At 68.1% G+C, this 22,437-nt stretch carries 20 protein-coding genes; 10 read left to right on the forward strand and 10 right to left on the reverse strand.

The genetic code is table 11. The features are described from left to right. Positions 1 to 2: 2 nt before the first annotated feature. Together AC6CH2_RS10645 and AC6CH2_RS10650 are read right to left on the reverse strand one after the other, a co-directional pair. Positions 3 to 557 (reverse strand): cob(I)yrinic acid a,c-diamide adenosyltransferase, encoded by a 555-nt coding sequence (locus AC6CH2_RS10645; RefSeq protein WP_435396365.1) that lies wholly within the window; start codon positions 555 to 557, stop codon positions 3 to 5. A 16-nt stretch (positions 558 to 573) separates the two neighbouring features. Then, positions 574 to 1,167, reverse strand: a complete 594-nt coding sequence (locus AC6CH2_RS10650; protein ID WP_498269232.1) for a hypothetical protein — start codon at positions 1,165 to 1,167, stop codon at positions 574 to 576. A 324-nt stretch (positions 1,168 to 1,491) separates the two neighbouring features. Between AC6CH2_RS10650 and ubiH the strand changes: the two genes are divergently transcribed. The 3 genes from ubiH to AC6CH2_RS10665 all read left to right on the forward strand — a co-directional run bounded on the left by ubiH (position 1,492) and on the right by AC6CH2_RS10665 (position 4,383). Beyond that, positions 1,492 to 2,754 (forward strand): 2-octaprenyl-6-methoxyphenyl hydroxylase, encoded by a 1,263-nt coding sequence (ubiH, locus tag AC6CH2_RS10655; RefSeq protein WP_498269233.1) that lies wholly within the window; start codon positions 1,492 to 1,494, stop codon positions 2,752 to 2,754. After that, positions 2,751 to 3,950 carry an FAD-dependent oxidoreductase gene (locus AC6CH2_RS10660; protein ID WP_498269234.1) on the forward strand — a complete coding sequence of 400 codons (1,200 nt, stop codon included), beginning with the start codon at positions 2,751 to 2,753 and terminating at the stop codon, positions 3,948 to 3,950. Before ubiH ends, AC6CH2_RS10660 begins: the two co-directional genes overlap by 4 nt. A 106-nt stretch (positions 3,951 to 4,056) precedes the next feature. After that, complete coding sequence (locus tag AC6CH2_RS10665; RefSeq protein WP_498269235.1) at positions 4,057 to 4,383, forward strand: hypothetical protein; 327 nt, start codon at positions 4,057 to 4,059, stop codon at positions 4,381 to 4,383. 145 nt (positions 4,384 to 4,528) lie between these two features. Here the strand turns inward: AC6CH2_RS10665 and AC6CH2_RS10670 are convergent, their stop codons facing one another. The 5 genes from AC6CH2_RS10670 to AC6CH2_RS10690 form a co-directional block, all read right to left on the reverse strand. After that, a complete protein-coding gene (locus AC6CH2_RS10670) occupies positions 4,529 to 5,842 on the reverse strand; it encodes an MFS transporter (protein WP_498269236.1) in 1,314 nt (437 codons plus the stop codon). Positions 5,843 to 7,110: 1,268 nt separating this feature from the next. Continuing rightward, positions 7,111 to 7,869: an EF-hand domain-containing protein gene (locus AC6CH2_RS10675; RefSeq protein ID WP_498269237.1), complete on the reverse strand. Its 759-nt coding sequence runs from the start codon at positions 7,867 to 7,869 to the stop codon at positions 7,111 to 7,113. A gap of 169 nt (positions 7,870 to 8,038) precedes the next feature. Beyond that, positions 8,039 to 9,109, reverse strand: a complete 1,071-nt coding sequence (gene rlmM, locus AC6CH2_RS10680) for a 23S rRNA (cytidine(2498)-2'-O)-methyltransferase RlmM (protein WP_498269238.1) — start codon at positions 9,107 to 9,109, stop codon at positions 8,039 to 8,041. A gap of 119 nt (positions 9,110 to 9,228) precedes the next feature. Beyond that, entirely contained in the window at positions 9,229 to 9,783 is a 555-nt protein-coding gene (locus tag AC6CH2_RS10685; RefSeq protein WP_498269526.1) for a deaminase, read from the reverse strand. Between the two features lie 17 nt (positions 9,784 to 9,800). Next, a complete protein-coding gene (locus AC6CH2_RS10690; protein WP_498269239.1) occupies positions 9,801 to 11,570 on the reverse strand; it encodes a glutamine--tRNA ligase/YqeY domain fusion protein in 1,770 nt (589 codons plus the stop codon). A 280-nt stretch (positions 11,571 to 11,850) separates the two neighbouring features. Between AC6CH2_RS10690 and AC6CH2_RS10695 the strand changes: the two genes are divergently transcribed. The 4 genes from AC6CH2_RS10695 to msrA all read left to right on the forward strand — a co-directional run bounded on the left by AC6CH2_RS10695 (position 11,851) and on the right by msrA (position 15,430). Beyond that, complete coding sequence (locus AC6CH2_RS10695; RefSeq protein WP_498269240.1) at positions 11,851 to 12,147, forward strand: putative signal transducing protein; 297 nt, start codon at positions 11,851 to 11,853, stop codon at positions 12,145 to 12,147. Positions 12,148 to 12,385: 238 nt separating this feature from the next. After that, a complete protein-coding gene (locus AC6CH2_RS10700; RefSeq protein ID WP_498269241.1) occupies positions 12,386 to 13,327 on the forward strand; it encodes a DMT family transporter in 942 nt (313 codons plus the stop codon). A 42-nt stretch (positions 13,328 to 13,369) separates the two neighbouring features. Further along, positions 13,370 to 13,915: an adenine phosphoribosyltransferase gene (locus AC6CH2_RS10705; protein ID WP_435396563.1), complete on the forward strand. Its 546-nt coding sequence runs from the start codon at positions 13,370 to 13,372 to the stop codon at positions 13,913 to 13,915. An 849-nt stretch (positions 13,916 to 14,764) separates the two neighbouring features. Then, positions 14,765 to 15,430: a peptide-methionine (S)-S-oxide reductase MsrA gene (gene msrA / locus AC6CH2_RS10710; RefSeq protein WP_498269242.1), complete on the forward strand. Its 666-nt coding sequence runs from the start codon at positions 14,765 to 14,767 to the stop codon at positions 15,428 to 15,430. A 202-nt stretch (positions 15,431 to 15,632) separates the two neighbouring features. On the opposite strand, the gene AC6CH2_RS10715 is transcribed toward msrA, so the two are convergent. After that, the gene (locus tag AC6CH2_RS10715; protein WP_498269243.1) at positions 15,633 to 16,277 is read right to left on the reverse strand and encodes a hypothetical protein; all 645 of its coding nucleotides are present in this window, start codon (positions 16,275 to 16,277) and stop codon (positions 15,633 to 15,635) included. Beyond that, positions 16,274 to 17,224, reverse strand: coding sequence for a LysR substrate-binding domain-containing protein (locus tag AC6CH2_RS10720; protein WP_498269244.1), 951 nt, complete (start codon positions 17,222 to 17,224; stop codon positions 16,274 to 16,276). The genes AC6CH2_RS10715 and AC6CH2_RS10720 overlap by 4 nt, the downstream gene beginning before the upstream one ends. 150 nt (positions 17,225 to 17,374) lie before the next feature. On the opposite strand from AC6CH2_RS10720, the gene AC6CH2_RS10725 reads away from it, so the two are divergent. Together AC6CH2_RS10725 and ahpD are read left to right on the forward strand one after the other, a co-directional pair. After that, positions 17,375 to 17,914: a peroxiredoxin gene (locus AC6CH2_RS10725; RefSeq protein WP_435396559.1), complete on the forward strand. Its 540-nt coding sequence runs from the start codon at positions 17,375 to 17,377 to the stop codon at positions 17,912 to 17,914. 348 nt (positions 17,915 to 18,262) lie between these two features. Next, entirely contained in the window at positions 18,263 to 18,790 is a 528-nt protein-coding gene (gene ahpD, locus AC6CH2_RS10730) for an alkylhydroperoxidase, AhpD family (protein ID WP_498269245.1), read from the forward strand. A gap of 621 nt (positions 18,791 to 19,411) precedes the next feature. Here the strand turns inward: ahpD and AC6CH2_RS10735 are convergent. Then, positions 19,412 to 20,959 (reverse strand): PKD domain-containing protein, encoded by a 1,548-nt coding sequence (locus AC6CH2_RS10735; RefSeq protein ID WP_498269246.1) that lies wholly within the window; start codon positions 20,957 to 20,959, stop codon positions 19,412 to 19,414. Between the two features lie 583 nt (positions 20,960 to 21,542). On the opposite strand from AC6CH2_RS10735, the gene prmC reads away from it, so the two are divergent. Next, complete coding sequence (gene prmC / locus AC6CH2_RS10740; protein WP_498269247.1) at positions 21,543 to 22,406, forward strand: peptide chain release factor N(5)-glutamine methyltransferase; 864 nt, start codon at positions 21,543 to 21,545, stop codon at positions 22,404 to 22,406. Positions 22,407 to 22,437: the final 31 nt, after the last annotated feature.

A 22,437-nucleotide genomic window follows, 5' to 3' on the forward strand; every position in this document is an offset into this window, starting at 1 on the left:
CGCTAGCCCTTGCGGCGTTCGTGGTTCCACAGCACCTCGCCGTGGCCGCTCGCGCGCGCCAGCACGCGGGCCAGCACGAACAGCAGGTCGGAGAGGCGGTTGAGATAGCGCACCGCTTCCGGGCGCACGCTGTCCAGCCGCGCCAGGGCGACGGTTTCGCGCTCGGCGCGGCGCACCACGGTGCGGGCGATGTGGCAGCGCGCCGCGGCCTCGCCGCCGCCGGGCAGGATGAAATCCTTCAGCGGCGGCAGTTCTTCGTTATGGCCGTCGAGCCATTGTTCGAGGCGGTCGATGTCGGCGTCGAAGATCGCCGCATGGCCGGGAATGCACAGCTCGCCGCCGAGGTCGAACATCTGGTGCTGGATCGCCACCAGCTGTTCGCGGATGGCGTCCGGCAATTCGCTGGCGAGCACCAGGCCGATCGTCGAATTGGCCTCGTCGACCGTGCCGTAGGCGGTGACCCGGGCCGAGTCCTTGGCGATGCGGCTGCCGTCGCCGAGGCCGGTGCTGCCGTCGTCGCCGGTGCGCGTATAGATTTTCGAGAGACGGTTGCCCATCGATCGAGGCGCGCGGTCAGAGCTTGCGGGCGCCGTCGGAGTGCGTCGCCGACGCCTTCGACTTGGCCGCGGACGCGGCGATGACCTGGACCACGGCGGCGATGCCGACATAGGTCGCGGTCGTCTGCAGGTAGGGCAACAGCCACTGGGCGTAGTTGGCGGCCCAGCCGGCGACGCTCTTGTCGGCGACCGAGTCCGACAGCCAGTAGAAGCTGCCCTGGCTCAGCAATTGGCAGATCACGGTCGAGGCGAGCAGGGCGGCCACGGTCCGGCCGAGCGTGCCCCAGTTGCTCCGGTAGTTGCGCGAGACCCACAGGCCGCCGGCCCACATCGAGAAATAGGCCGGGACCAGGAACCAGTACGCCGCCGAGACGCAGTAGTGGTCCCAGAAGCTGATGCCCTGGCGGGAAATCACCGCGTAGTCGACGACCACGGCCAGCGCCATCAGCGCCGGGAAGGCCCAGCGGGTCCAGTGGCGCAGATAGAAGCCGCCGATGAAGAACACCGCCCACGAGGCGTCGGGGATCGGCGTCCAGTGATTGACGCGGGTGGCGACCATCAACAGGGCCAGCAAGGCCAGGACGAGGCTGCGTTGGGTGTTCGGCTTCATGACTGTGGCTCCTGACGCCGGACTGGCGCGCCAATCCGCCCATTCTAAGGAACCTGCGGCGAAAGTGCCGGTTTGCGTCCCGGGGTGAACGGATCGCAGCGCGATCCGGTGCTAAGTGCTTGATCCTTGGCGACGAAGAGCGACCCGTGCACAAGATCCTGGCCGCCTCCGACAGACTCGCCGCGGGCGCGGTCGTATCATGAACGCATGAATCCAGTCGTAGACACCCCCGAGGGGCAGGCGCCGGCTGCGGCGACGCCCGCTCCCGTCGAGCCCGCTCCCCTCGCGTCCGCTTCCGCCACATCCGCCGCGGACGAATCTGCGGTGTATGCCAGCCACGACGTCCTGATCGTCGGCGGTGGCTTGGTCGGCGCCAGTCTCGCCATCGCGCTCGACCGGCTCGGCCTCGATGTCGGCCTGGTCGAGGCGGCGCCGCCGGGCGCCTTGCCGGCGGTGTTCGACGAACGCAACCTGAGTTTCGCCGAAGCCACCGTCAACGCCCTGACCGCCCTCGGCGTGCTGGCCAAGTTGCGCGCGCCGACCGGTTCGATCCGGCGCATCCATATCAGCCGCCGCGGCGACTTCGGCCGCGCGATGCTCGAAGCCGAGCGCTACGGCCGCGAGGAATTCGGCCGGATCGTGGTCGCGCGCGATTTCGGCGAGGCGCTGGAAGCGCGCCTGGCCGAACTGCCGCGCCTGCAGCGTTACCGCCCGGTACGTTTCGTCGGTCTGGCCGACGGCGACCCGGCCTGGCGCGCGATCCGCGTCGCCGACGGCGCCGGCGAGCGCGTCCTGCGCGCGCGCCTGCTGGTCGCCGCCGACGGCACCCGCAGCGGCGTGCGCGAAGCGCTCGCGATCGGCGCCGACGAATACGACTACGGCCAGACCCTGTTCGTGACCCGGTTGCGCGGCGAACGCGCGCCCGACGGCACCGCCTACGAGCGGCTAGGCGCCGAAGGCCCGACCGCGCTGCTGCCGCGCGGCGATCGCCACTACGGCCTGGTCCACAGCGTCGCCACGGCCGACGCCGACGAAGTCGCCGGGTTGGACGAAGCCGGCTTCCTCGCCCGTGTCCAGGACGCATTCGGTTGGCGCGCCGGGCGCTTCCTCGCCTGCGGCGCGCGCAGCCTGTACCCGGCGATCCGGGTGCTCGCGCGGCGCATCACCGGGCCGCGCGCGGTGCTGGTCGGCAACGCCGCCCAGACCATCCACCCGATCGGCGCACAGGGTTTCAACCTCGGCCTGCGCGATGCGATGACCCTGGCCGAACTGATCGAGCGCCGGCTCGCAGCCGGCGGCGCCGACGGCAAGATCGATTGCGGCGGCGCGGACCTGCTGGAACGCTATGCGCAGCGACGCGCCACCGACCGCGAGCGCACCGTCGCGTTCTCCGACGGCGCGGCGCGGCTGGCCGCCAACGACAGCGGCCTGATGCGGCCGCTGCGCAGCCTGGGCCTGTTCGCGGTCGATCGCCTGCCGAGCGCGCAGTCGTTCCTGGTCGGCGGCGCGATGGGCTATCGCGGCGACGTGCCGGCCTTGTGCCGCGGCGAGCACGACGACCTGCATGCGTCCGGAGGCCGCGCATGAGCCGGCGCGATCTGCTCGACGTGGTCGTGGTCGGCGCCGGCGTGGTCGGCGCGGCGGCGGCGCTCGCCTTCGCGTGCGACGGCCTCGACGTGGCCCTGGTCGAAACCCGCGAACCGCCTCGCTGGAACGCCGAGCGTCCGGACCTGCGCGTATACGCTTTCGCCCCCGACAACGCCGCCCTGTTGAACGATCTGGGCGTCTGGTCGGGTGTGCGCGAGGCGCGTCTGCAGCCGTATCGCTCGATGCGCGTGTGGGACGCGGCCGGCGGCGGCGAACTGCGTTTCGATGCCGACGCGTTCGGCCGGCGCGAGCTCGGCTGGATCGTCGAGCACGCTTTGCTGGTCGACAAGCTGTGGGCCGCATTGCCGACGGCCGGCGTGCGACTGCATTGCCCCGACCAAGTCGATTCGCTGGAACTCGACGCGCCCGACAGCGTCGGGGTGATCCTCGACGGCGGGCGTCGCCTGCGCGCGCGGCTTGTGGTCGCCGCCGACGGCGCCGAATCCAAGCTGCGCCGCCTCAGCGGCATCGACGCGCCCAGCCACGATTACGGCCAGCGCGGCCTGGTCGCCTACGTCGACAGCGAACTGAGCCATGAAGCGACCTGCTGGCAGCGGTTCCTGCCGGGCGGGCCGCTGGCGTTCCTGCCGACGCTCGGCGATGCCGGCGCGCGCGACCGTCGCAGCTCGATCGTCTGGACCCTGCCCGAGGCCGAAGCCGAGCGCTTGCTCGCCAGCGACGACGCGGCGTTTCTGAGCGAACTCGAACGCGCCTTCGGCGGCCGCCTGGGCGCCTTGACCCGGGTCTCGCAACGCGCCGCGTTTCCGCTGCGCCGGCAACTGGCCGAGCGCTACCTCGCCGGCCGCGTCGTGATCGCCGGCGATGCCGCCCATGTCGTGCATCCCCTCGCCGGGCAGGGCGTCAACCTGGGCCTGCGCGACATCGCTGCGTTGCGCGGCAGCCTCAAGCAGGCGCAGCGGCGCGGGCTCGACCTGGGGTCGCCGACCCGCCTGGCGCGTTGGGCGCGCGAACGGCGCAGCGAGAACGCACTCGCGGCCTACGGCTTCGAGGGCTTGAACCGGGTGTTCTCGAACGACGGTGTCGCCGCGACCCTGCTGCGCGGGCCGATGCTCGGCCTGGCCGGCAAGCTGCCGCCGCTGACGCATTATTTCTGGAAACGCGCGGCCGGGTTGTAGCGCTGGCATCCGGCGCCGCTCCGCTGAGATCGACCCGGTCACGGCCGGCCGTCGAATCGCGGCGCACTGCTGCGATACGATCGTGCGCACCGACATGGAGCGTGCGATGAAGCCAAGCGATGGATCGAAACCCAGCCGCTGGCAACGCTGGTCGGTACTGCTGATCGCATCGTCGCCGCAGTGGGCCGTCGCGACGAGCCAGTGCCCGCCCGGCACCGGCGAGAAGGGCCCTGTGTTCTGGGCGCTGGGCTTCGGCCTGCTGGGCCTGTTCTTCGTCCTGGGGCTCGCGGCGGTACTCGGCGCGGTCCGCGCGACCGGCGGCCTGAAGTGGACGCGGCGACTGCCGTTGTTGCTGGCCGCGCTGGTGGCCATGCTCTGCCTGTGGACCCTGGGCCTGTGGCTGTTCGGCAGCTACTTCGTCATGGTCTGCTGACCCGCTCCGACGATGACGTGCTTACTGTCGCCGCTGCTGGCACTTTCGGCCGCGGCTCGTGGTGTTGCCCCCGTTTGACGAGGGGGCGAACGGCCGCGCAGCGGCCGTGGGGATTTGCCTCGGCTGCGAGCTGAAGCTCTCTCGCTCAATGCTCGTGAAACCGCCGCCTGGTCTTCAGCAGGTACACCGACACCAACACCCCGATCACCGCCACCGCCATGACGTAGTACGCGGCGGTCATGCCGCCGAACCTCGGCGCCAGGACACCGATCAACGGCGGCGTCAGCGCCCCGAACACCGCGTAGGCGACGTTGTACGAGAACGACAGCCCGGAGAAACGCACCGGCGCCGGGAAGGCGGCGATCATCACCGCCGGGATCACCCCGACCACGCCGACGAACACGCCGGCCAGGGCGTACAGCGCCAGGAAATTCGCGCCGCCGTGGTTGAGGTCGTAGTACAGCGCGTAGCTGCTCGCGAACAAGCCGAGCGAACCGATCAGCAAGGCGCGGCCGCGGCCCAGGCGGTCGACCAGCAGGCCGCCGCCGATCGCACTGAGGGTCAGGCAGAACGCGGCCAGGCTGTTGCCGAGGAAAGCGCGTTGCGGGGCGATGCCGAACTGGCTCTGCACCAGGGTCGGCGTCATCAGGATGATCACCACGATCGCCGCGGTCAGCAGCCAGGTCACCAGCATCGACAGGACGACCCCGGCGCGATGGTCGCGCAGCACCTGCTTGAGCGGCAGCTCGCGCACCAGTTGCCGGCTCTCGCGCATCGCGGTGAACACCGGCGTCTCGCTGAGCCAGCGCCGCAGGTAGACGGCGAGAAACCCGAACACGCCGCCGATCAGGAACGGCACCCGCCAAGCCCAGCCCAGCACCTCGGCGGGCGCGAACCAGGTGTTGATCGCGGTCGAGATCAGCGAACCGATCAGGATGCCCGCGGTCAGGCCGGCGGTGAGGCTGGCGCAGGCGAAGCCGACCCGGCCCGGCGGTGCGTGCTCGGCGACGAAGGTCCACGCGCCCGGCACCTCGCCGCCGATCGCGATGCCCTGGACGATGCGCAGGAACAACAGCAACAGCGGCGCGGCGATGCCGATCTGGGCGTAGGTCGGCAACAGGCCGATGCACAGGGTGGGCAGCGCCATCAGGAACACGCTCAGCGCGAACATGCGCTTGCGCCCCGAGCGGTCGCCGAAGTGAGCCATGACGATGCCGCCGATCGGGCGCACCAGGTAGCCGGCGGCGAAGATCCCGTAGACCTGCAGCTCGGCCAGCCATCCCGGCATGCCCGGCGGGAAGAACAACTGCCGCAGCGTCGCGGTCAGGAACACGAAGATCACGAAATCGTAGAACTCCAGCGCGCCGCCGAGCGCCGACAGCAGCAGAGTGCGCGTGTCCTTGCGGTCGAGCCGGCGCGCGGGGACGGAGACGGACGGCGACACGGGGCTGGCGGTCATAGGTCGGGCAGGGCGGGCGGCAGGTGGAGTCGGGCACTATGCCGCAACGAGGGCGGGGTGCAAGCGGGGCTGGCGGGGTTGTTCCTGCCCTGGAGCTACCCCATCAGTGTGTTGCTACGTACCTGTACCTGTAGGAGCGACGTGAGTCGCGACCGAGGGATGCGCACAAGCGACAAGGCCGAGGTCATTCGTCGAAGCGGCGTGCCTTCGCCAGGGTAGGAGCGGCGCAAGCCGCGACATCGTTGTGACGGTCTAGCGGCGTGGCTATCCAGCAAGATCAGGATCGACATCAACATCAAGATCAAACCCAAAGCTTCCGCCACTAAAGCGGCGGGTTACTTTCTTTTGTCATAAGCAACAAAAGAAAGGTAACCAAAGAAAAGTGCTTTGTTTTGAATCACAGGCCCGCACGAACGGCGCATCCGCGGTGATTTTTCATACGGGACCTCCCTGTCCCGATGAAAAACGGCCCGCATCCCTGCGGGCCGCCCTTCGGGTCTTCTATTGCCTTCGCTAGAGCGAGGCGGCGCACGGCAATAGTCAAAGCTAAAGCCATTAATGGAAATCCAAGCGCGGCGACGCCATCCCCTGTAGGAGCGGCGTAAGCCGCGACCGCTGGACGCGCAGAGACAAAAGGCCGTCGCCGCTCGTCGAGGCGGCGTGCTTTTGGCCGGGGTAGGAGCGGCGCAAGCCGCGACATCGCTGTGGCGGTCTAGCGGCGTCTCTCTGAGGCAAGATCAAGATCAACCCCCAAGCTTCCGCCACTAAAGCGGCGGGTTACTTTCTTTTGTCCAAAGCAATAAAAGAAAGGTAACCAAAGAAAAATGCTTTGTTTTGAATCACAGGCCCGCACGAACGGTGCATCCGCGGTGATTTTTCATGCGGGACATCCCTGTCCCGATGAAAAACGGCCCGCATCCCTGCGGGCCGCCCTTCGGGTCTTCAATTGCCTTCGCTAGAGCGAGGCGGCGCACGGCAACAGCTAACGACAAGACAACAGCAACGACAACGGCGGAGAAACTCGGCGGTCATTCGGCTATGGCACGGTCGCTGCGAAGCCGTTGTCACGTATCGTGGCTGCGCCGCTGCTACCCCTGCGACAGCGCGCCGCTTAAATTGCATCGGCATTGCCGGATCTGCGCGTCCCTTGGTCGCGGCTTACGCCGCTCCTACAGGGGGGGCGCTGTGTTGCGCTGCTTGCCGCCTCCCGTAAACACGAACGCCCCCGTTTCCGGAGGCGTTCGCGGGAGGCGAAGGTCAGATGACGATCAACGCATCCAGCCCGACAGCTCTTTCTTGCTCAGGCGCCCATTGTTGTCGATGTCGACCGCGCGGAACTCCGCGGTCAGGGTCGCGTTGCTGCGCGCTTCGGCGCGGCTGAGGTGCCCGTCGTGGTTGGCGTCGAGGGCGTCGAAGTCGATCTTGTACTCGCCGACCACCGAGTTCGGCGGGCTGGAGGTGATCGTGACCTGCGGCTGCACCGGGGCGACCGGGGCGGGCGGCGGCGTCGGTTGCGGAACCGCGTCGGTCTGCTGAGTGGCTTCGGCGGTCGCCGCCGCGGCGGCCTGCGCCACCGTGGTCGCGTCGGTCGCAACCGAACTTGCGATGCGCGCGGCGTCGCCGGCGGCGCGCGCTTCGATCGCCGCACCGGTCGGATTGCTGCCGGCGGTCGCAGCGGCCTGCGCCGACCGCGCCGCTTCGGCAGCGATGGTGGCTTGGCGTGCGGCCTCCTGGGCCTGGATCGCCGATTGCTTGGCTTGATAAGCGGTCGCCTCGGCGGTCAGGGCGCCGCGTTCGCTCAACGCGCCTTCGTTGCGTGTCGCGGCTGCGGCCTGGGCCGCGGCCTGCGCGGTCGAGGCATCCTGGCGGGCCGCGCGGGCTTCGCCGGCGGCCATCTCGGCCTTCTCGACCGCATCGTGCTTGGACTGGACCTTGGTTGCGGTCTGGGCCGCGGCGGCGCTGGCGCCGAGTGCGGCGACCAGCGCCAGGCCGATCAGGGTGTGCGGGTGAGTCGCGTGCTGTTTCATCGCAGTAACCTCGCGTGGGGACACCGCGACGCTAGACCCGGTTCGGTCAAGTCGATGTAAAACAGCGAAACCGCGCCTGAACGAACGCGGCGCCCGGCATGAATGCCGGATGTCGGCAGCGACGCAACCGACCTGCGGTAGGCTTTTCCCGGCGTACCCCACCGCCGGCTTACTTCGGCGTCGCGAACACGGTGATCTCTTCGCGGTCGTGGTACAGCTGGCGCGCGCGCACGATCATCGGGCGATGGGTCTGGTACTCGAACGCTTCCAGGCAGGTCTTGGTTTCTTCCCAGCGCTTCTTCATCGGCAGCTTGAGATTGAAGATCGCCTGCTTGCACCAGCTCTCGCGGAACCAGGTGGCCATGCGCTCGGCCACGCGCGCGGGTTGCTCGACCATGTCGCAGACCATCCAGTCGAGCTTGCGCTTGGGCTGCCACGAAAAACCGTCGGCGCGCAGATGATCGACGCGGCCGCTGTCGAGCAAGGCCTGGCGCAGCGGACCGTTGTCGACCGAGGTCACCATCATGCCGTTGCGCATCAACACCCAGGTCCAGCCGCCCGGCGCGGCGCCGAGATCGGCGGCTTGCATGTTGTCGCGGACCAGGCGCTCGCGTTCGTCGGCGTCGAGGAAGGTCAGCAAGGCTTCTTCGAGCTTGAGCGCGGAGCGGCTCGGCGCGTCCGGATGCATGCGCAGGCGCGGGATGCCGAGCGGCCACGGCGAGCTGTCGCCGGGTTCGGACATCGCCAGCATGGCGTGATCGCCGGCGAGGAAGGCGACGTGCAGGCGCGGGCGCCGCGCATCGTCGGACTTGCTGAGCCAGCCGGCTTTGCGCAGCGCCGGGCGCAGGGCGTTGCCGAAGCTGCGCGCGAGGCCGGCGAGCGGCTTGTGTTCGTCGGAGTCGGGATGCTCGACCACCAACTCGCCGAACATGGAAACGTTGAGGCCGCTGCCGGCCTGCGCTTCGAGCGCGGCCAGCATCGGGCTGATCCGGTCGGCCGGATCGAGGCCGCGCAGGTCGGCCAGGCGCACCAGCTTCTGGCGCGCGAAGATCAGCGACGACCACGGCAGCGCGCGCGACAGCGCCCTGGCGTCCTCGACGATGAACTCGACGTAGCCGCTGTTGCGCTCGGTACGCGCATAGCCGGGGTGGCCGGCGCGCGCGGCGCGTTCGTTCAATTCGCCGGCAAGCTCGGGTTCGAAACCGGCGCGGCACCAACACAGCAGGGCGTTATCGGTCATCGTGGGAACTCGCTTTCTTCAGGGTAGGAGCGGCGCAAGCCGCGACCGTGCGGTCGCATCGGCCGCGCGGCATGCATGGAGCCGTTCGCGGTTCAAACCGCGCCCGTCCCGGAACGACGTCAGTACGCGATCCCGCTCTCGCCGTAACGACGCAGCACCTCGCAGGCGGCGTCGCGCTGCAGGTCGCGGCGTACCGCGATGCCGCGGCGTTCAAGCTCGCCGGCCCAATCCGCCGGCAATGGGCCTTCGTCGAACTCGGTCAGCCGCATCACGTCTTCGGCGCGCGCGCCGATCAGCAAGGTGTCGATGCCTGCCCAGAAGCTGGCGCCGTAGCACATGCAGCACGGCTGCGCGGAGGTCGCCAGGGTCATCGGGCCGATCTCGTTGAGGCGGAATACGCTCAATGCGGCCTGCGCGCACATGAAGGCCATCATCTCGGCATGCGCGACCGAGCAGTTCTGCGGCACCACACGATTGACGCCGACACCGACCACCAGGCCGTTGCCGTCGAACACCGCCGCGCCGAACGGCCCGCCGCTGCCCGTCTCGATGTTGTGGCGCGACAGCTCGACCGCCAGCGCGACCTTGTCTTCGTCGTTGAGATAGGCGCGCTTGCGGTCGACGACCTCGTCGATCCACTCCGGCAGCGCCAGCGTCACCGATTTGGTCAACAGGTTGGGGATCTTCGGGCTCATGCCTGGGCGGCCCAGGTGTCGCGCAAGGTCACGCTGCGGTTGAACACCGGGCGTTCGGCGCTGTGGTCGTAGCGGTCGGCGACGAAATAGCCGACACGCTCGAACTGGAAGGCCTGCTCGCGTTCGGCGGTCGCGGCGGCCGGTTCGACATAACCGGTCACCGCGCGGCGGGAATTCGGGTTGAGATGATCCTGGTAGGTCTTGCCGTCGCTGTCGTCGTCCGGTGCGGCGACGTCGAACAGGCGGTCGTACAGACGTACTTCGGCGGCGATGGCGTGGCGCGCGCTGACCCAGTGGATGGTGCCCTTGATCTTGCGGTCGGCGCCGGCCATGCCCGGACGCGATTCCGGATCGAGGGTGCCGCGCAGCTCGACGATCTCGCCGGCCTCGTTCTTGATCACCTCGTCGCAGCGCAGGATGCCGGCGCCGCGCAAACGCACTTCGCCGCCCGGGATCAGGCGCTTGAAGCCCTTCGGCGGCACTTCCTCGAAGTCCTCGCGCTCGATCCACAACTGGTTCGAGAACGGCACCTGGCGCGCGCCGAAGCGTTCGTCCTTCGGGTGGTTGGAGAAATGCAGCGACTCCTCGTGCTCGTCGCCGAGGTTGGTGATGACCAGCTTGAGCGGGTCGAGCACGGCCATGCGGCGCGCTGCGGCGGCGTCGAGGTCCTCGCGCAGGCAGCCTTCGAGCACTGAGTAGTCGATGGTCGAGTTCTGCTTGCTCACGCCCAGGCGTTCGGCGAACAGCCGCAGCGAGGCCGGGGTGTAGCCGCGGCGGCGGATGCCCTGCAGGGTCGGCATGCGCGGGTCGTCCCAGCCGTCGACCAGGCCTTCCTGCACCAGCACCATGAGCTTGCGCTTGCTCATCACGGTGTAGTTGAGGTTGGCGCGCGAGAACTCGATCTGGCGCGGAATCGCCGCTTCGTTAGGCAGGCCGCGCGCGAGCAGCGGCGCCAGCAGCTCGGGCGAGTTCGGCAGGTCGACCCGGCTCACGCACCAGTCGTACAGCGGGCGGTGGTCTTCGAACTCGAGCGTGCACAGCGAGTGGGTGATGCCCTCGCAGGAGTCGCTGAGCGAGTGGGCGAAGTCGTACATCGGGTAGATCGGCCAGGCGTCGCCGGTGTTCTGGTGCGCGACCTTCTTGATCCGGTACAGCGCCGGGTCGCGCAGGTTGATGTTGCCCGAAGCCATGTCGATCTTCGCGCGCAGGGTGCGCGCGCCGTCGGCGAACTCGCCGGCGCGCATGCGCTGGAACAGGTCGAGGTTCTCCTCGACGCTGCGCTCGCGGTACGGCGAGTTGCGGCCCGGCTCGTTGAGGTTGCCGCGGTAGGCGCGCACTTCCTCGGCGCTGAGGTCGCAGACGAAGGCGTCGCCCTGGCGGATCAGCTTCTGCGCGGCGAGATAGAACACCTCGAAATAGTCCGAGGCATGGCGCAGCTCGGCCCACTCGTAGCCGAGCCAGCGCACGTCTTCCTGGATCGCGGCGACGTATTCGGGATCTTCCTTGGCCGGGTTGGTGTCGTCGAAACGCAGGTTGCAGCGCCCGCCGAATTCGTTGGCGACCCCGAAATCCAGGCAGATCGCCTTGGCGTGGCCGATGTGCAGATAGCCGTTGGGTTCGGGCGGGAAACGGGTCCGGATCGCCTGGTGCTTGCCGCTGGCCAGGTCCTCGCGGACGATCTGGCGGACGAAGTCCTGCTTGACCGCGGCGGGAGCGGCGGAGTCGGTCGGAGATTCGGGAGCGGTGCGGGCGGGATCGGCGGACATGCGTCACGGCAAAGGCTGGGAAGGTCGTGAAGTTTAGCCTTTGGCGGCGGTCCCTGCCTCGCGGCGGCCCGGCGGCCGGGCCGAAACGCCGCTCGGACGAATCATCAGGACGGTCGGGGCGCGGGCGTCGGCTGCCCGTATGCGTCCTCGCCATGGCGCTGGCCGGTTTGCGCGGCTTGCCTGGAACGCTGCGTCCGGGCGCCGTTCACGGGCCAAGCCGGTCGGCGCGGCGTATGCTGGCCGCAGACTCGCGAGGCCGCTGCGCCGAAGGACTGCGACGATGAAAGTCGTCTATGAAGCCGCCCATCTGATCGACGCCCATCTGGTCCGGCATGCGCTGGAGGCGGCCGGCATTCCGGTGTTCATGAAGGGCGAGGCCTTGCTCGGCGGTATCGGCGAGTTGCCGTTCGGTCCGGTCCAGGTCTGCGTGCCCGAGGCCGCCTGGCCGCAGGCGCGCGAGGTGGTCGAGTCGCTGTCGTTGGGCGAACCGCCGCCGGCGAGCGAACCGGCCGACGCCGACCCGCGCGAGTCGGCCCCGAACGGGGCGATGCCGCCGCCGGGCCTGCTTCCGGCCTGAGCCCGGGCCGCGACGCCCGGACCGCCGCCAGCCCTCGACCGCTCCGGCGGAAGCGGGCCACGGCAGACAGGCCGCGTGCCTGATGCCTCTCTCTCTCTACTCATCGAGCCTCGTGGCGCGTCCGGCCGAATGCCGGTCGCCGACGCGGGGCCTCCGGATCGCTCCGACCGCGCTCCGGTGCTCATGGAGTCCTGCTCATGTCTCGCGCATCGTTTCGGCTGACCTCGGGGAGGCGCGCATGAGCGCCTCGTCTTCCTCCGCCACCCTGCGTACGCCGCTGATCGAGATGCTGATCGGCGCCTCGGTGATCAGCAGTTCGGCGGTGTTCGTCAAATGGGTCGAGATCGGCCCGGCCGCCTCGGCGTTCTGGCGCATGGCCCTGGCCGGGGTGATCCTGCTGGCGCTGCTCGGCCAGCCCTGGCGGCGCGGCCGCATGCGCCATTGGCGTCCGGACGCGCGCACCCTGGGCCTGGTGATGCTCGGCGCAGCCTTCCTCGCGCTGGACCTGTGGCTCTGGCACCGCAGCATCCTGTATGTCGGGGTCGGCTTGGCGACATTGCTCGCCAACTTCCAGGTCTTCGTCCTCGCCGGTGTCGGCGCCCTGGTGTTCGGCGAACGCGCCGGCTGGCGCTTGTGGGTGGGCCTGCTGATGGGCCTGGTCGGCCTGGGCCTGTTGCTCGCGCCGGGCTGGGAAAGCGTCGACGCGCGTTTCCGTCTCGGCGTGATCTACGGCCTCGGTACGGCGCTGGCTTACGGCGTGTTCCTGCTCGCGTTCCGTGCCGCGCAGGCGCGGCGCCGGCAGACCCCGAACGAGGCCCTGCAGTGGTGGCTGTGCCTCGGCAGCGCGGCGATGCTCGGCGTGTCGGTGCCGTTCGGCGGCGAGAACCTGGTCCCCGCCAGTGCCCACGACTGGGCGATCCTGTTCGCCTACGCCGCGATCGCCCAGGTGCTGGGCTGGCTGGTGATCGGCCGCGCCATGCCGCAACTGCCGGCCGGCATCGTCGGCCTGTGCCTGCTGCTGCAGCCCTTGCTGGCCTACGTCTGGGACGTGCTGCTGTTCCACAAGCACCTGGGCGGCATGGAATTGCTCGGCATCGGCCTGTCCCTGGCCGGGATCTTCCTCGGCCTGTTGCGCGGCGACCAGCCGATGTTTTCGGTGCGTCGCGGCGACGCCGCCTGAGCTGCGCTTTCCTCATCCTCCTGTCTGCGGCAAGGTAAGCGCATGAACGAACCCCTGAAGAACGACTCCCTGAAAAGCATCGATGCGCTGATCCGCGCGGTCGCCGATTTCCCCAAGCCGGGCGTGACCTTTCGCGACATCACCCCGCTGCTGGCCGACGCCGGCGGTTTCGCGCGCTGCATCGACGCCCTGGCCGAACCCTGGCAGGGCAGCGGCGTGCAGGCCGTGTGCGGCATCGAGTCGCGCGGTTTCATCTTCGGCGCCGCCCTGGCGCAGAAGCTGCACGCCGGCTTCGTGCCCGTGCGCAAGCCGGGCAAGCTGCCGCCGCCGTTGATCGCGGTCGAATACGAACTGGAATACGGCCGCGACCAGTTGCAGGTGCGCAGCGATGCCCTGAAGCCCGGCGAACGCACCCTGCTGGTCGACGACGTCCTGGCCACCGGCGGCACCCTGGCGGCCGCGCGCGAACTGGTCGAGCGGCTGGACGCGGTGCTGGTCGGCGCGAGCGTGTTGATCGAACTCGACGCGCTGCGCGGCCGCGAACGCTGGTCGGGCGATGCGCCGGTGCATGCGTTGTTGCATTACTGAGGGTTGGGGGGCGCGGCTCGCGTTGCGATGGCGCATGTTTTCAGGCGGGTGGCGAGGCGATCGGGAGCCTGCGCGGTCGCGACTTGCGTCGCTCCTACCCTGATGGGCTGGCGTCGGCATCGGCGCGAGATTGAGGCGTCGTGGTCGCGACTTACGTCGCTCCTACATAGGCCTGACGCTTGCAACGCAATGCCGTGAGTCCATCCCCTGTAGGAGCGACGTAAGTCGCGACCGCGGAACGCGCAGAGGCGACGTGGCCGTCATCGTTCGTAGAAGCGGGGGCACTCTCGAAGGGTAGGAGCGGCGCAAGCCGCGACCACGGGACATGTAGAGGCCGCAATGCCTTCGTGATCGATCGAAGGGATAATTTTTCGCGGGGTAGGAGCGGCGCGAGCCGCGACCGCGCCGTTGCGGGCTCGCGGCGCATACTTCGTGGAAGATCAACATCAAGATCAAGATCAAACCCAAAGCTTCCGCCACTAAAGCGGCGGGTTACTTTCTTTTGTCTAAAGCAACAAAAGAAAGGTAACCAAAGAAAAATGCTTTTCTTTGAGTCAAGGGCCCGCACGAGCGATGCCTCCGCGGTGATTTTTCATACGGGACATCCCTGTCCCGATGAAAAACGGCCCGCATCCCTGCGGGCCGCCCTCCGGGTCTTCGATTGCCTTCGCTAGTGCGCGGCGGCGCACGGCCAAAGCCAAGGCCAAATCCAAGGCCGAAAGCAAAACCGGGGTGGGCGGGGTGATGCCGGGCGCTGCCAACTCGAAGCCAACCCACCCGCTTGAATCCCGGCCCCGATCCCCACATTTCAACCGCACGGCGTCCTTCGACGCAGACGGAGACAAGACGATGGCCGGTTCCTCCATTCCTGGCGTGGGCGCGTTCAAACAGCGCATGCCGCAACGTGAAGATGCGTTGCCCGGGCGCGGTACGCCGCTGCCGCTGGACAATGTCCATCATGTCCTGGGGCGGCCGTTGCGCGACGATTTCGAAGGGCTGGCGCGGGTCCAGTTCGGGATGGGTTGCTTCTGGGGCGCCGAACGCAAGTTCTGGTCGCTGCCGGGGGTATTCACGACGGCGGTCGGGTATTCGGGCGGTTACACCCCCCATCCGAGTTATCGCGAGGTCTGCGGCGGTCAGACCGGGCACACCGAAGCGGTGTTGGTGGTCTACGACCCGAAGCTGATCGCATTCGAGGATCTGCTCAGGGTGTTCTGGGAGAGTCACGACCCCACCCAGGGCATGCGCCAAGGCAACGACGAAGGCACGCAGTACCGGTCGGCGCTGTATTGCGAGACCGAGTGCCAGTACCAGGCCGCCCTGGCCAGTCGCGATGCCTTCCAGGCGAAGTTGCGCGAGGCCGGGTACGGCGAGATCACCACTGAGATCGTGCACCCGGCACCGACGTTCTACTACGCCGAGAACGAGCACCAGCAATATCTGTCGAAGAATCCGATGGGCTATTGCGGCCTCGGCGGCACCGGAGTGAGTTGCCCGATCGGCGTGGTCGTCTGAGCAGGGCGAATCCCGGGAAGCCCGAGACGGCGCACTTCGGCGCGCCGTTTCTTTTGGTCGACGGCGAGATGCGCGGCTACCGGCCGACGGCCCCGGCCAACGCGTTTGCGCCAGACCCTTAGGCCGGAGGAAGCGAGGATAACGGCCCGTCGGCCGGCACCGGCGCTCGGTAGGCCTGCATCCGTGGACCGCTAGGCCTCGATCAATAGACCTGGATCGAGCAGGCGTAGACCAGCTCGCAGGCGCCCTTACCGCTGTCGGTGCGGCTCATCGAGCTGTCCCAGCGCAGGCCTTGCTCGTTCTCGACCCGCACCAGCCAGCCGTCGACGCGCACGCGCTGGTCCTTGCGCACGCGCTTGAGCGCGCGGGCGACTTCGGCGCTGGCCGGAATGATGTGCAGATTGCCGACCGAGCGTTGCATCTCCTCGACCGGAATCGGCGGCTTGCCGTAATAGCGATAGGTCAGGAAACGCACTTCCTGGGTGATGTCGAGTTGCGACAGGACCGTGTCCTCGCGCATCCGCCCCCAGCCGATCGCGAGGTCGGTCGGCGAGAATTCGGCCTCGCGTCCCATCCGGTAGTCGCGCCGCGACAGCACCCGGCCGTCGATGCTGAAACCGGCCAGCGGCGTCGCCGCACCCGGTTCGAGCCGGAACGGCTGCAGTGAAGCGGGCACTGGAGTCTGCAGGGGTTCGGCCCCGTCGGCCACGCGCGGCGGCATCGGGCAGTCGATGCTCGCGCCATCGGCCGGGGCGGGGAAGTGCAACGGACGCGGCGACACCGGCGAGTACCACCAGCCGATCGCGCTCAGGATCAGGCAACACACGACCCAGGCACGTGGGCTCATCGCGTGTTCCGAGCCGGCTTGCGCGCGCCGTGGCCGTTACCGCGCGGCGGCTGCAGCAACGAGGCCGGCAACTTGCGCAGTTCCTCGGCCAACTGCAGCAGGAAATCCGACATGGCCGAACTGCGCCGCCACAGCATGCCGATCTGCCGGTGCGGCGGGTCGCCGGCGAAGCGCAGCAGGTGGATATCGGGCGATTGCGGCACCGGCGGCTGCACCGCGAGCATCGGCAGCAAGGTGATGCCGACCCCGGCGGCGACCATCTGCCGCAGGGTCTCCAGGCTGGTGGCGCGAAAGCCGTCGCGCTCGTCGGCGCCGGACATGCGGCAGACGTCGAGCGCCTGGTCGCGCAGGCAATGGCCTTCTTCGAGCAGCAGCAGGTGCTGATCGTCGAGATCGTGCAGTTCGAGGGTGTCGCGCCCGGCCATCGGGTGCTGTTGCGGCACCGCCAGCAGGAAGGGCTCGTCGAACAGCGGTTCGACATGCAACTGGTCGTCGTGGATCGGCAGCGCCAGCAGGCCGGCGTCGAGGCGGCCGTCGCGCAGCCGGGCCAGAATCTGGTCGGTCTTTTCCTCGACCAACAGCAATTCCAGGCGCGGGAAGCGCTTGCGCAGCCCCGGCACCACATGCGGCAGCAAGTAAGGACCGAGGGTGGGAAACAGCCCCAGCCGCACCGTGCCGGCTTCCGGGTCCTGGCTGCGACGGGCGATCTCGCTCATCTGCTCGACGTCGGCGATGACCTTGCGCGCGCGCTCGGCGATGTCGCGCCCCACCGGGGTCAGCATGACCCGGCGCGGCGCGCGCTCGACCAGCGACACGCCGAGTTCTTCCTCGAGCTTCTTGATCTGGGTCGAAAGCGTGGGCTGGCTCACGAAGCTCGCGGCGGCGGCGCGCCCAAAATGCTTGTGATCGGCCAAGGCGACCAGATATTTGAGATCACGCAGGTTCATCGATGGTCGCCAATTGACATAGACTATCGCCATAATAGGAACAATTCATTTCAGTAATCAATTGCTGGGGTGCAACATACGACCCCTGAGTTGTTCCTTCGGCAGCAACCCCCCTGTTCATCCCTCCCATCCCTTCAAGGAGTCATCCGAATGCTTTCGATCGGCGAAAAGTTCCCGAAATTCAAGGTCAAGGCCACCGTCGGTATCGAAAACCTCGACACCGCGTTCGCCGACATCGACAACGACACCTACAAGGGCAAGTGGCTGCTGGTGTTCTTCTACCCGAAGGACTTCACCTTCGTCTGCCCGACCGAGATCAAGGGCTTCGGCGACCTGAACCAGCAGTTCCTCGACCGTGACTGCCAGGTGCTGGCCGCCTCGACCGACAGCGAGTTCGTGCATCTGGCATGGCGCAAGGACCACAAGGACCTGCGCGACCTGCCGTTCCCCATGCTCGCCGACATCAAGAAGGACCTGACTTCGGCCCTCGGCATCCTCTCGGAAGACGGCGTCGCCCAGCGCGCCACCTTCCTGGTCGATCCGGAAGGCGTCATCCGTTTCGTCTACGTCACCGACGGTTCGGTCGGCCGCAACCCGCAGGAAGTCCTGCGCGTGCTGGACGCCCTGCAGACCGACGAGCTGTGCCCCTGCAACTGGACCCAGGGCGAGAGCACCCTCAAGGTCGCCTGATCCGTTCGGATCGCACGACCCGGGAGTGATTCCCCGCGGAGCCGGATTCCGTGACCCGGCTCCCCTCTGGTTCTGCCTGCGCTGGCGGCCCGCCGCCAGCGCAGTTCTCAAAGTAGTCCCGCATGCGGGCCGGCCTCGCCGGTCCTCCCTCCCTCCCGTGCGGGATGCCCGCAGTCGGGGTTCGCCCCGACTGTTCCTATCCGCTCCATCCCGTTCGTGTCGTTTCCCAGCCAGCCAGCCGTGCGCGATGCGCATGCCCGCCAGGCGATGGCGCGTGCCCGGTCCCCGCGGCCGCCGTCCCGTGCCGCCGCGACCCGACGATCCCCCGCCGATTCCAGGAGTTCTCCGATGAGCCTTTCCGATCTTCGCAACTCGCTTCCCGATTACGCCAAGGACCTCAAGCTCAACCTCGACAGCGTGCTCAGCGACGCCGGTTCGCCGGGCCTGGACGGCAAGCAGATCCGCGCCATCGCCCTGGCCTCGGCGATCGCCTCGCGCCACAAGCCGCTGGCCGCGGCGATCGAAGCCTTCGCCGCCGAGCAGCTGTCGCCGGAAGAAATCAACGGCGCCAAGGCCGCGGCAGCGGTGATGGCGATGAACAACATCTATTACCGCGCCACCCACCTCATCCAGAACGAAGAGTACGGCCAGTTGCGCGCCGGCCTGCGCATGAACGTCATGGCCAACCCGGGCATCGACAAGATGACCTTCGAACTGGCTTCGCTGGCGGTGTCGGCGATCAACGGTTGCGGCGCCTGCATGGATTCGCACGAGAAGGTCGTACGCAAGCACGAGGTCAGCGCCCAGGGCGTGCAGAGTTCGCTGAAGATCGGCGCGGTGGTGCATGCGGTGGCGGTGACCTTGGAGCAGATGTGATCGGTTGATACGATCGATCAGTTCGATGTTGCTTCGAAATCGCCGGCGAATGCCGGCGATTTCGTTTGTGGGCAGGTCGTGTTGCTTCTGCGTGTTGCTTGGTCGCGGCTCACGCCGCTCCTACAGGGGGATTCGCCACATCGCGTTGGGCCTGGTGCGGGCTCGCTCTGTAGGAGCGGCGCAAGCCGCGACCGCCATGTCCGACTCTCGCGTCGTCTCCGGGTCCGTCCCTGTAGGAGCGACGTGAGTCGCGACTGCGACCTCTCACCTCGCGCCGATGCCGGCCGCGGCCCGTCAGGTAGAAGCGGCGCAAGCCGCGACATCGTTGCTCTATCTCGCGGTGTCCCGACCAGAAAGATGCTGATCAAGATCAAACCTAAAGCTTCCACCACTAAAGCGGCGGGTTACTTTCTTTTGTCTAAAGCAACGAAAGAAAGCTAACCAAAGAAAAGTGCTTTTCCTTGAATCAAGGGCCCGCGTGTTCGATGCGGGACATCCCTGTCCCGATGAAAAACGGCGCGCATCCCTGCGCGCCGCCCTTTGGGTCTTCTACTGCCTTCGCTAGCGCGCAGCCACGCGCAGCTACGGCAACGGCAACCGTCGCCGGTTTCGCGGTCGCTCTCAACGCACCTCGAACTCGTAAATCCGCGTCGCCGGGTCGCCGTTCTGGGTCGGGGTGCCGATGTTGAGCTTGATGTAGCGGGCCGAGGTGGCGCCGATCGAATGGGTCGAGGTGCTGGCGGTGTTGGCGCTCACCGTGACCGGGGTGCTCCAGGTGCTGGCGTTGGTCGAGGTCTGGATGGTGAAGGCCTTGGTGTTCCAGGCGGTGGATTCGCCGCCGGCGCCGGCGTGTTTGATCACGAAACTGCTGACGGTCTGCGCCGAGCCCAGGTCGACTTGCAGCCAGGACGACGCCGCCAGCGAGCAGAACTTGTCGGTGTTGCCGCCGGAGGTGCTGCCGTTGACCGCCTTCGCCGGGCCTTCGCTGCTGTTGCAGGCGGTCGAGCCGGTCGCGGGCTTGTTGAGAGCCAGGTTGACGTTGCCGCTGCCGACCGAGACGGTCTGGGTCTTGGTATGGGTCGCGTCGCCGTTGTCGGTAACGGTCAGAGAGACGGTGTAGTTGCCGGCGCTGGCATAGGTGCGGGTCGGGTTGGTTGCGGTCGATGTCGAGCCGTCGCCGAAGTTCCAGCTGCGCGAGGCGATGCTGCCGTCGCTGTCGCTCGAGGAGTCGCTGAAGCTCGCGGTCAGGCCGTTGACGCTGACGCCGAAATTCGCCACCGGCGCGGTGTTGCCGCTGACCGCGTTGTTGATCGCGGCGGCGTACTGCGCGGTCGTGCCCTGGGCCCAGCACTTCTGGATGTCGTCGTATAGCCACAGGAAGCCGCCGCTGATGCCGGCGCTGGTCTTCCAGCCGGCCATGCGGGTCTGCACCTGCGCCGGACTGTCGCCGGCGGTGCAGCCGCTACCGTGCTTGGTCCACAGGCCGGGCATGACGGTCATGCCCATCGCCGTGTTCCAGCTCGCCGGGTCGTTGCCGGCGCCGCCGTCGTAGACCTGCAGGTAGATGCGATCGACCGAGGCGCCGAGATTGTCTTTGACTCCTCGCCAGAAGCTGGTGTTGGTGTACGGCGCGAAGGTGATCTTGTAGCCGAGCCCGACCAGCATCTGGCCGAACTTGGTGGTGTCGGCGACGTTGTAATGGCTTTCGTCGTCGAAGTTGACCGCGTCGGCGCCGGTGGCGGTCTTCAGCGCCTGGAAGTTGCGGTAAAGGATGCTGGTGCTGCCGGTGCCGCAGACGATCGTGGTGCCGCAGCCGGCGGCGGTGCCGTTGGCCAGGTTGGCCATGCGCTCGAAGTCGGGCACGCCCCAGGCGCCGATCGAAACCTCGACCCGCTTGACCGAAGTCGGCGCGGTCTTCAACGAGGCCAGCCGCGCCGGCCAATCGGCATCGGCACCGATGTAGGCGCCGTTCCTGACGATCGGGATGTCGTTGTAGACCAAGTCGCCGTTGGCCTCGATATGGATGCTCCACAGGAACACCGTGGTGAAACCGGAGTTGCGCAGGTCGTTGATCACGGCCTGGCCGCCGGAATAGAACGGTCCGCCGCCGAAGATCGCCGACTCGGCGGCGTGCGCGGCCGGTGCGACGGCGGTCAGGGCGAGCGTCATCAGCGCCGGTGCGATCAAGGCAGGCAAAGCGCGCGTGGGCCGTCGGGCTTCGGCACCGGTGGAGTGGGGGCGATTCGGAAGGTGCTGGTTCGATTTCGGCATGGAGCGATCCCCTGCAGTGGACGTCACGGCGTGACGCGATGGCATCGATGCGCGTTGGCTGGCGGTGGCGAGCGATGAGCTCCTACCGCGACGACGCGCTCCCTGCCGCCGATGAGCGGCGACGCGGCGACATTGGGAGCGGCAAAATCGGCGTGTCAACATTTGGATCGATTTAAATAAGGGTAAAAACGTTTAAATGCGGCGTGTCCCGGATTTTTTCCCGCTCAATCAAAGCGCTGCGCGTGGTGACCGAAGATCGCGAAACCGAGACGCACCGCGCGCTGCGGCGTCCGGGCGCGCTGCGCCGCAACAGGGTTTCGCGCGGCGACGCTGCCGCGGAGATGGATCGACGCGAGTACGAGTGTGCTTGCGAGGACGCTCGCCGAGCGATGTACGGACGGGCAGGGCGATACGGCATCGTGCCCGCATAACCGGGTACGCAGACCCGCGCATCCGCGGCCGGCTCGCGTAGGATGCGGCGATGACTTCCCCTTCCGACCCGCACCGCGACAGTGGCGCCGAACGCGTCGACGCCGCCTTGTGCCGGGCGCGCGCGCTGATCGGCCGCGGCGAGGCCGAGATGTTGCTCGCGCATGCGCTGGGCCGACCGCGCAGCTGGCTGTTCGCCCACGACGATCATGTGATGGATGCGGTCGCCGCGCAGGGCTATCGGCGCCTGGTGGAGCGTCGTATCGCCGGCGAACCGGTGGCCTATCTGCTCGGCCAGCGCGGCTTCTGGCGTTTCGACCTGGCGGTGACGCCGGCGACGCTGATCCCGCGTCCGGAGACCGAACGCCTGGTCGAACTGGCTCTGGCGCGCCTGCCCGAAGACCGCGACCTTACGGTGGCCGACCTCGGCACCGGCAGCGGCGCGATCGCCCTGGCGCTGGCCTTCGAGCGTCCGCGCGCGCGGGTGATCGCGGTCGACTTCAGCATGGAGGCGCTCGAGGTCGCGCGCGCGAACGCGGCCTCGCTGCGATTGAATAATGTCGAATGCCGCCACGGCGACTGGTTCGCGCCGTTGGCGGGCGAACGCTTCGACCTGATCGCGAGCAACCCGCCGTACATCGAGGACGGCGACATCCATCTGCAGCAGGGCGACCTGCGTCACGAGCCGCTGACCGCGCTGGCATCCGGCGCCGACGGGCTCGATGCGATCCGCGTGATCGCCGGCGAAGCGCCGGCGCATCTGCGGCCGGGCGGCTGGCTGTTGATCGAACACGGCTGGGAGCAGGGCGCGGAGGTGCGCGCCTTGTTGACCGCGGCCGGCCTGGCCGATGCGGTCACCGAACGCGACCTGGAAGATCGCGACCGCGTCAGCCTGGCGCGTATGCCCGGTGCTTGACTCGGGCCTGCGACCGGGGTTGCCGACGCCC

It is taken from the genome of Lysobacter sp. GQ73 (genome assembly GCF_059758755.1).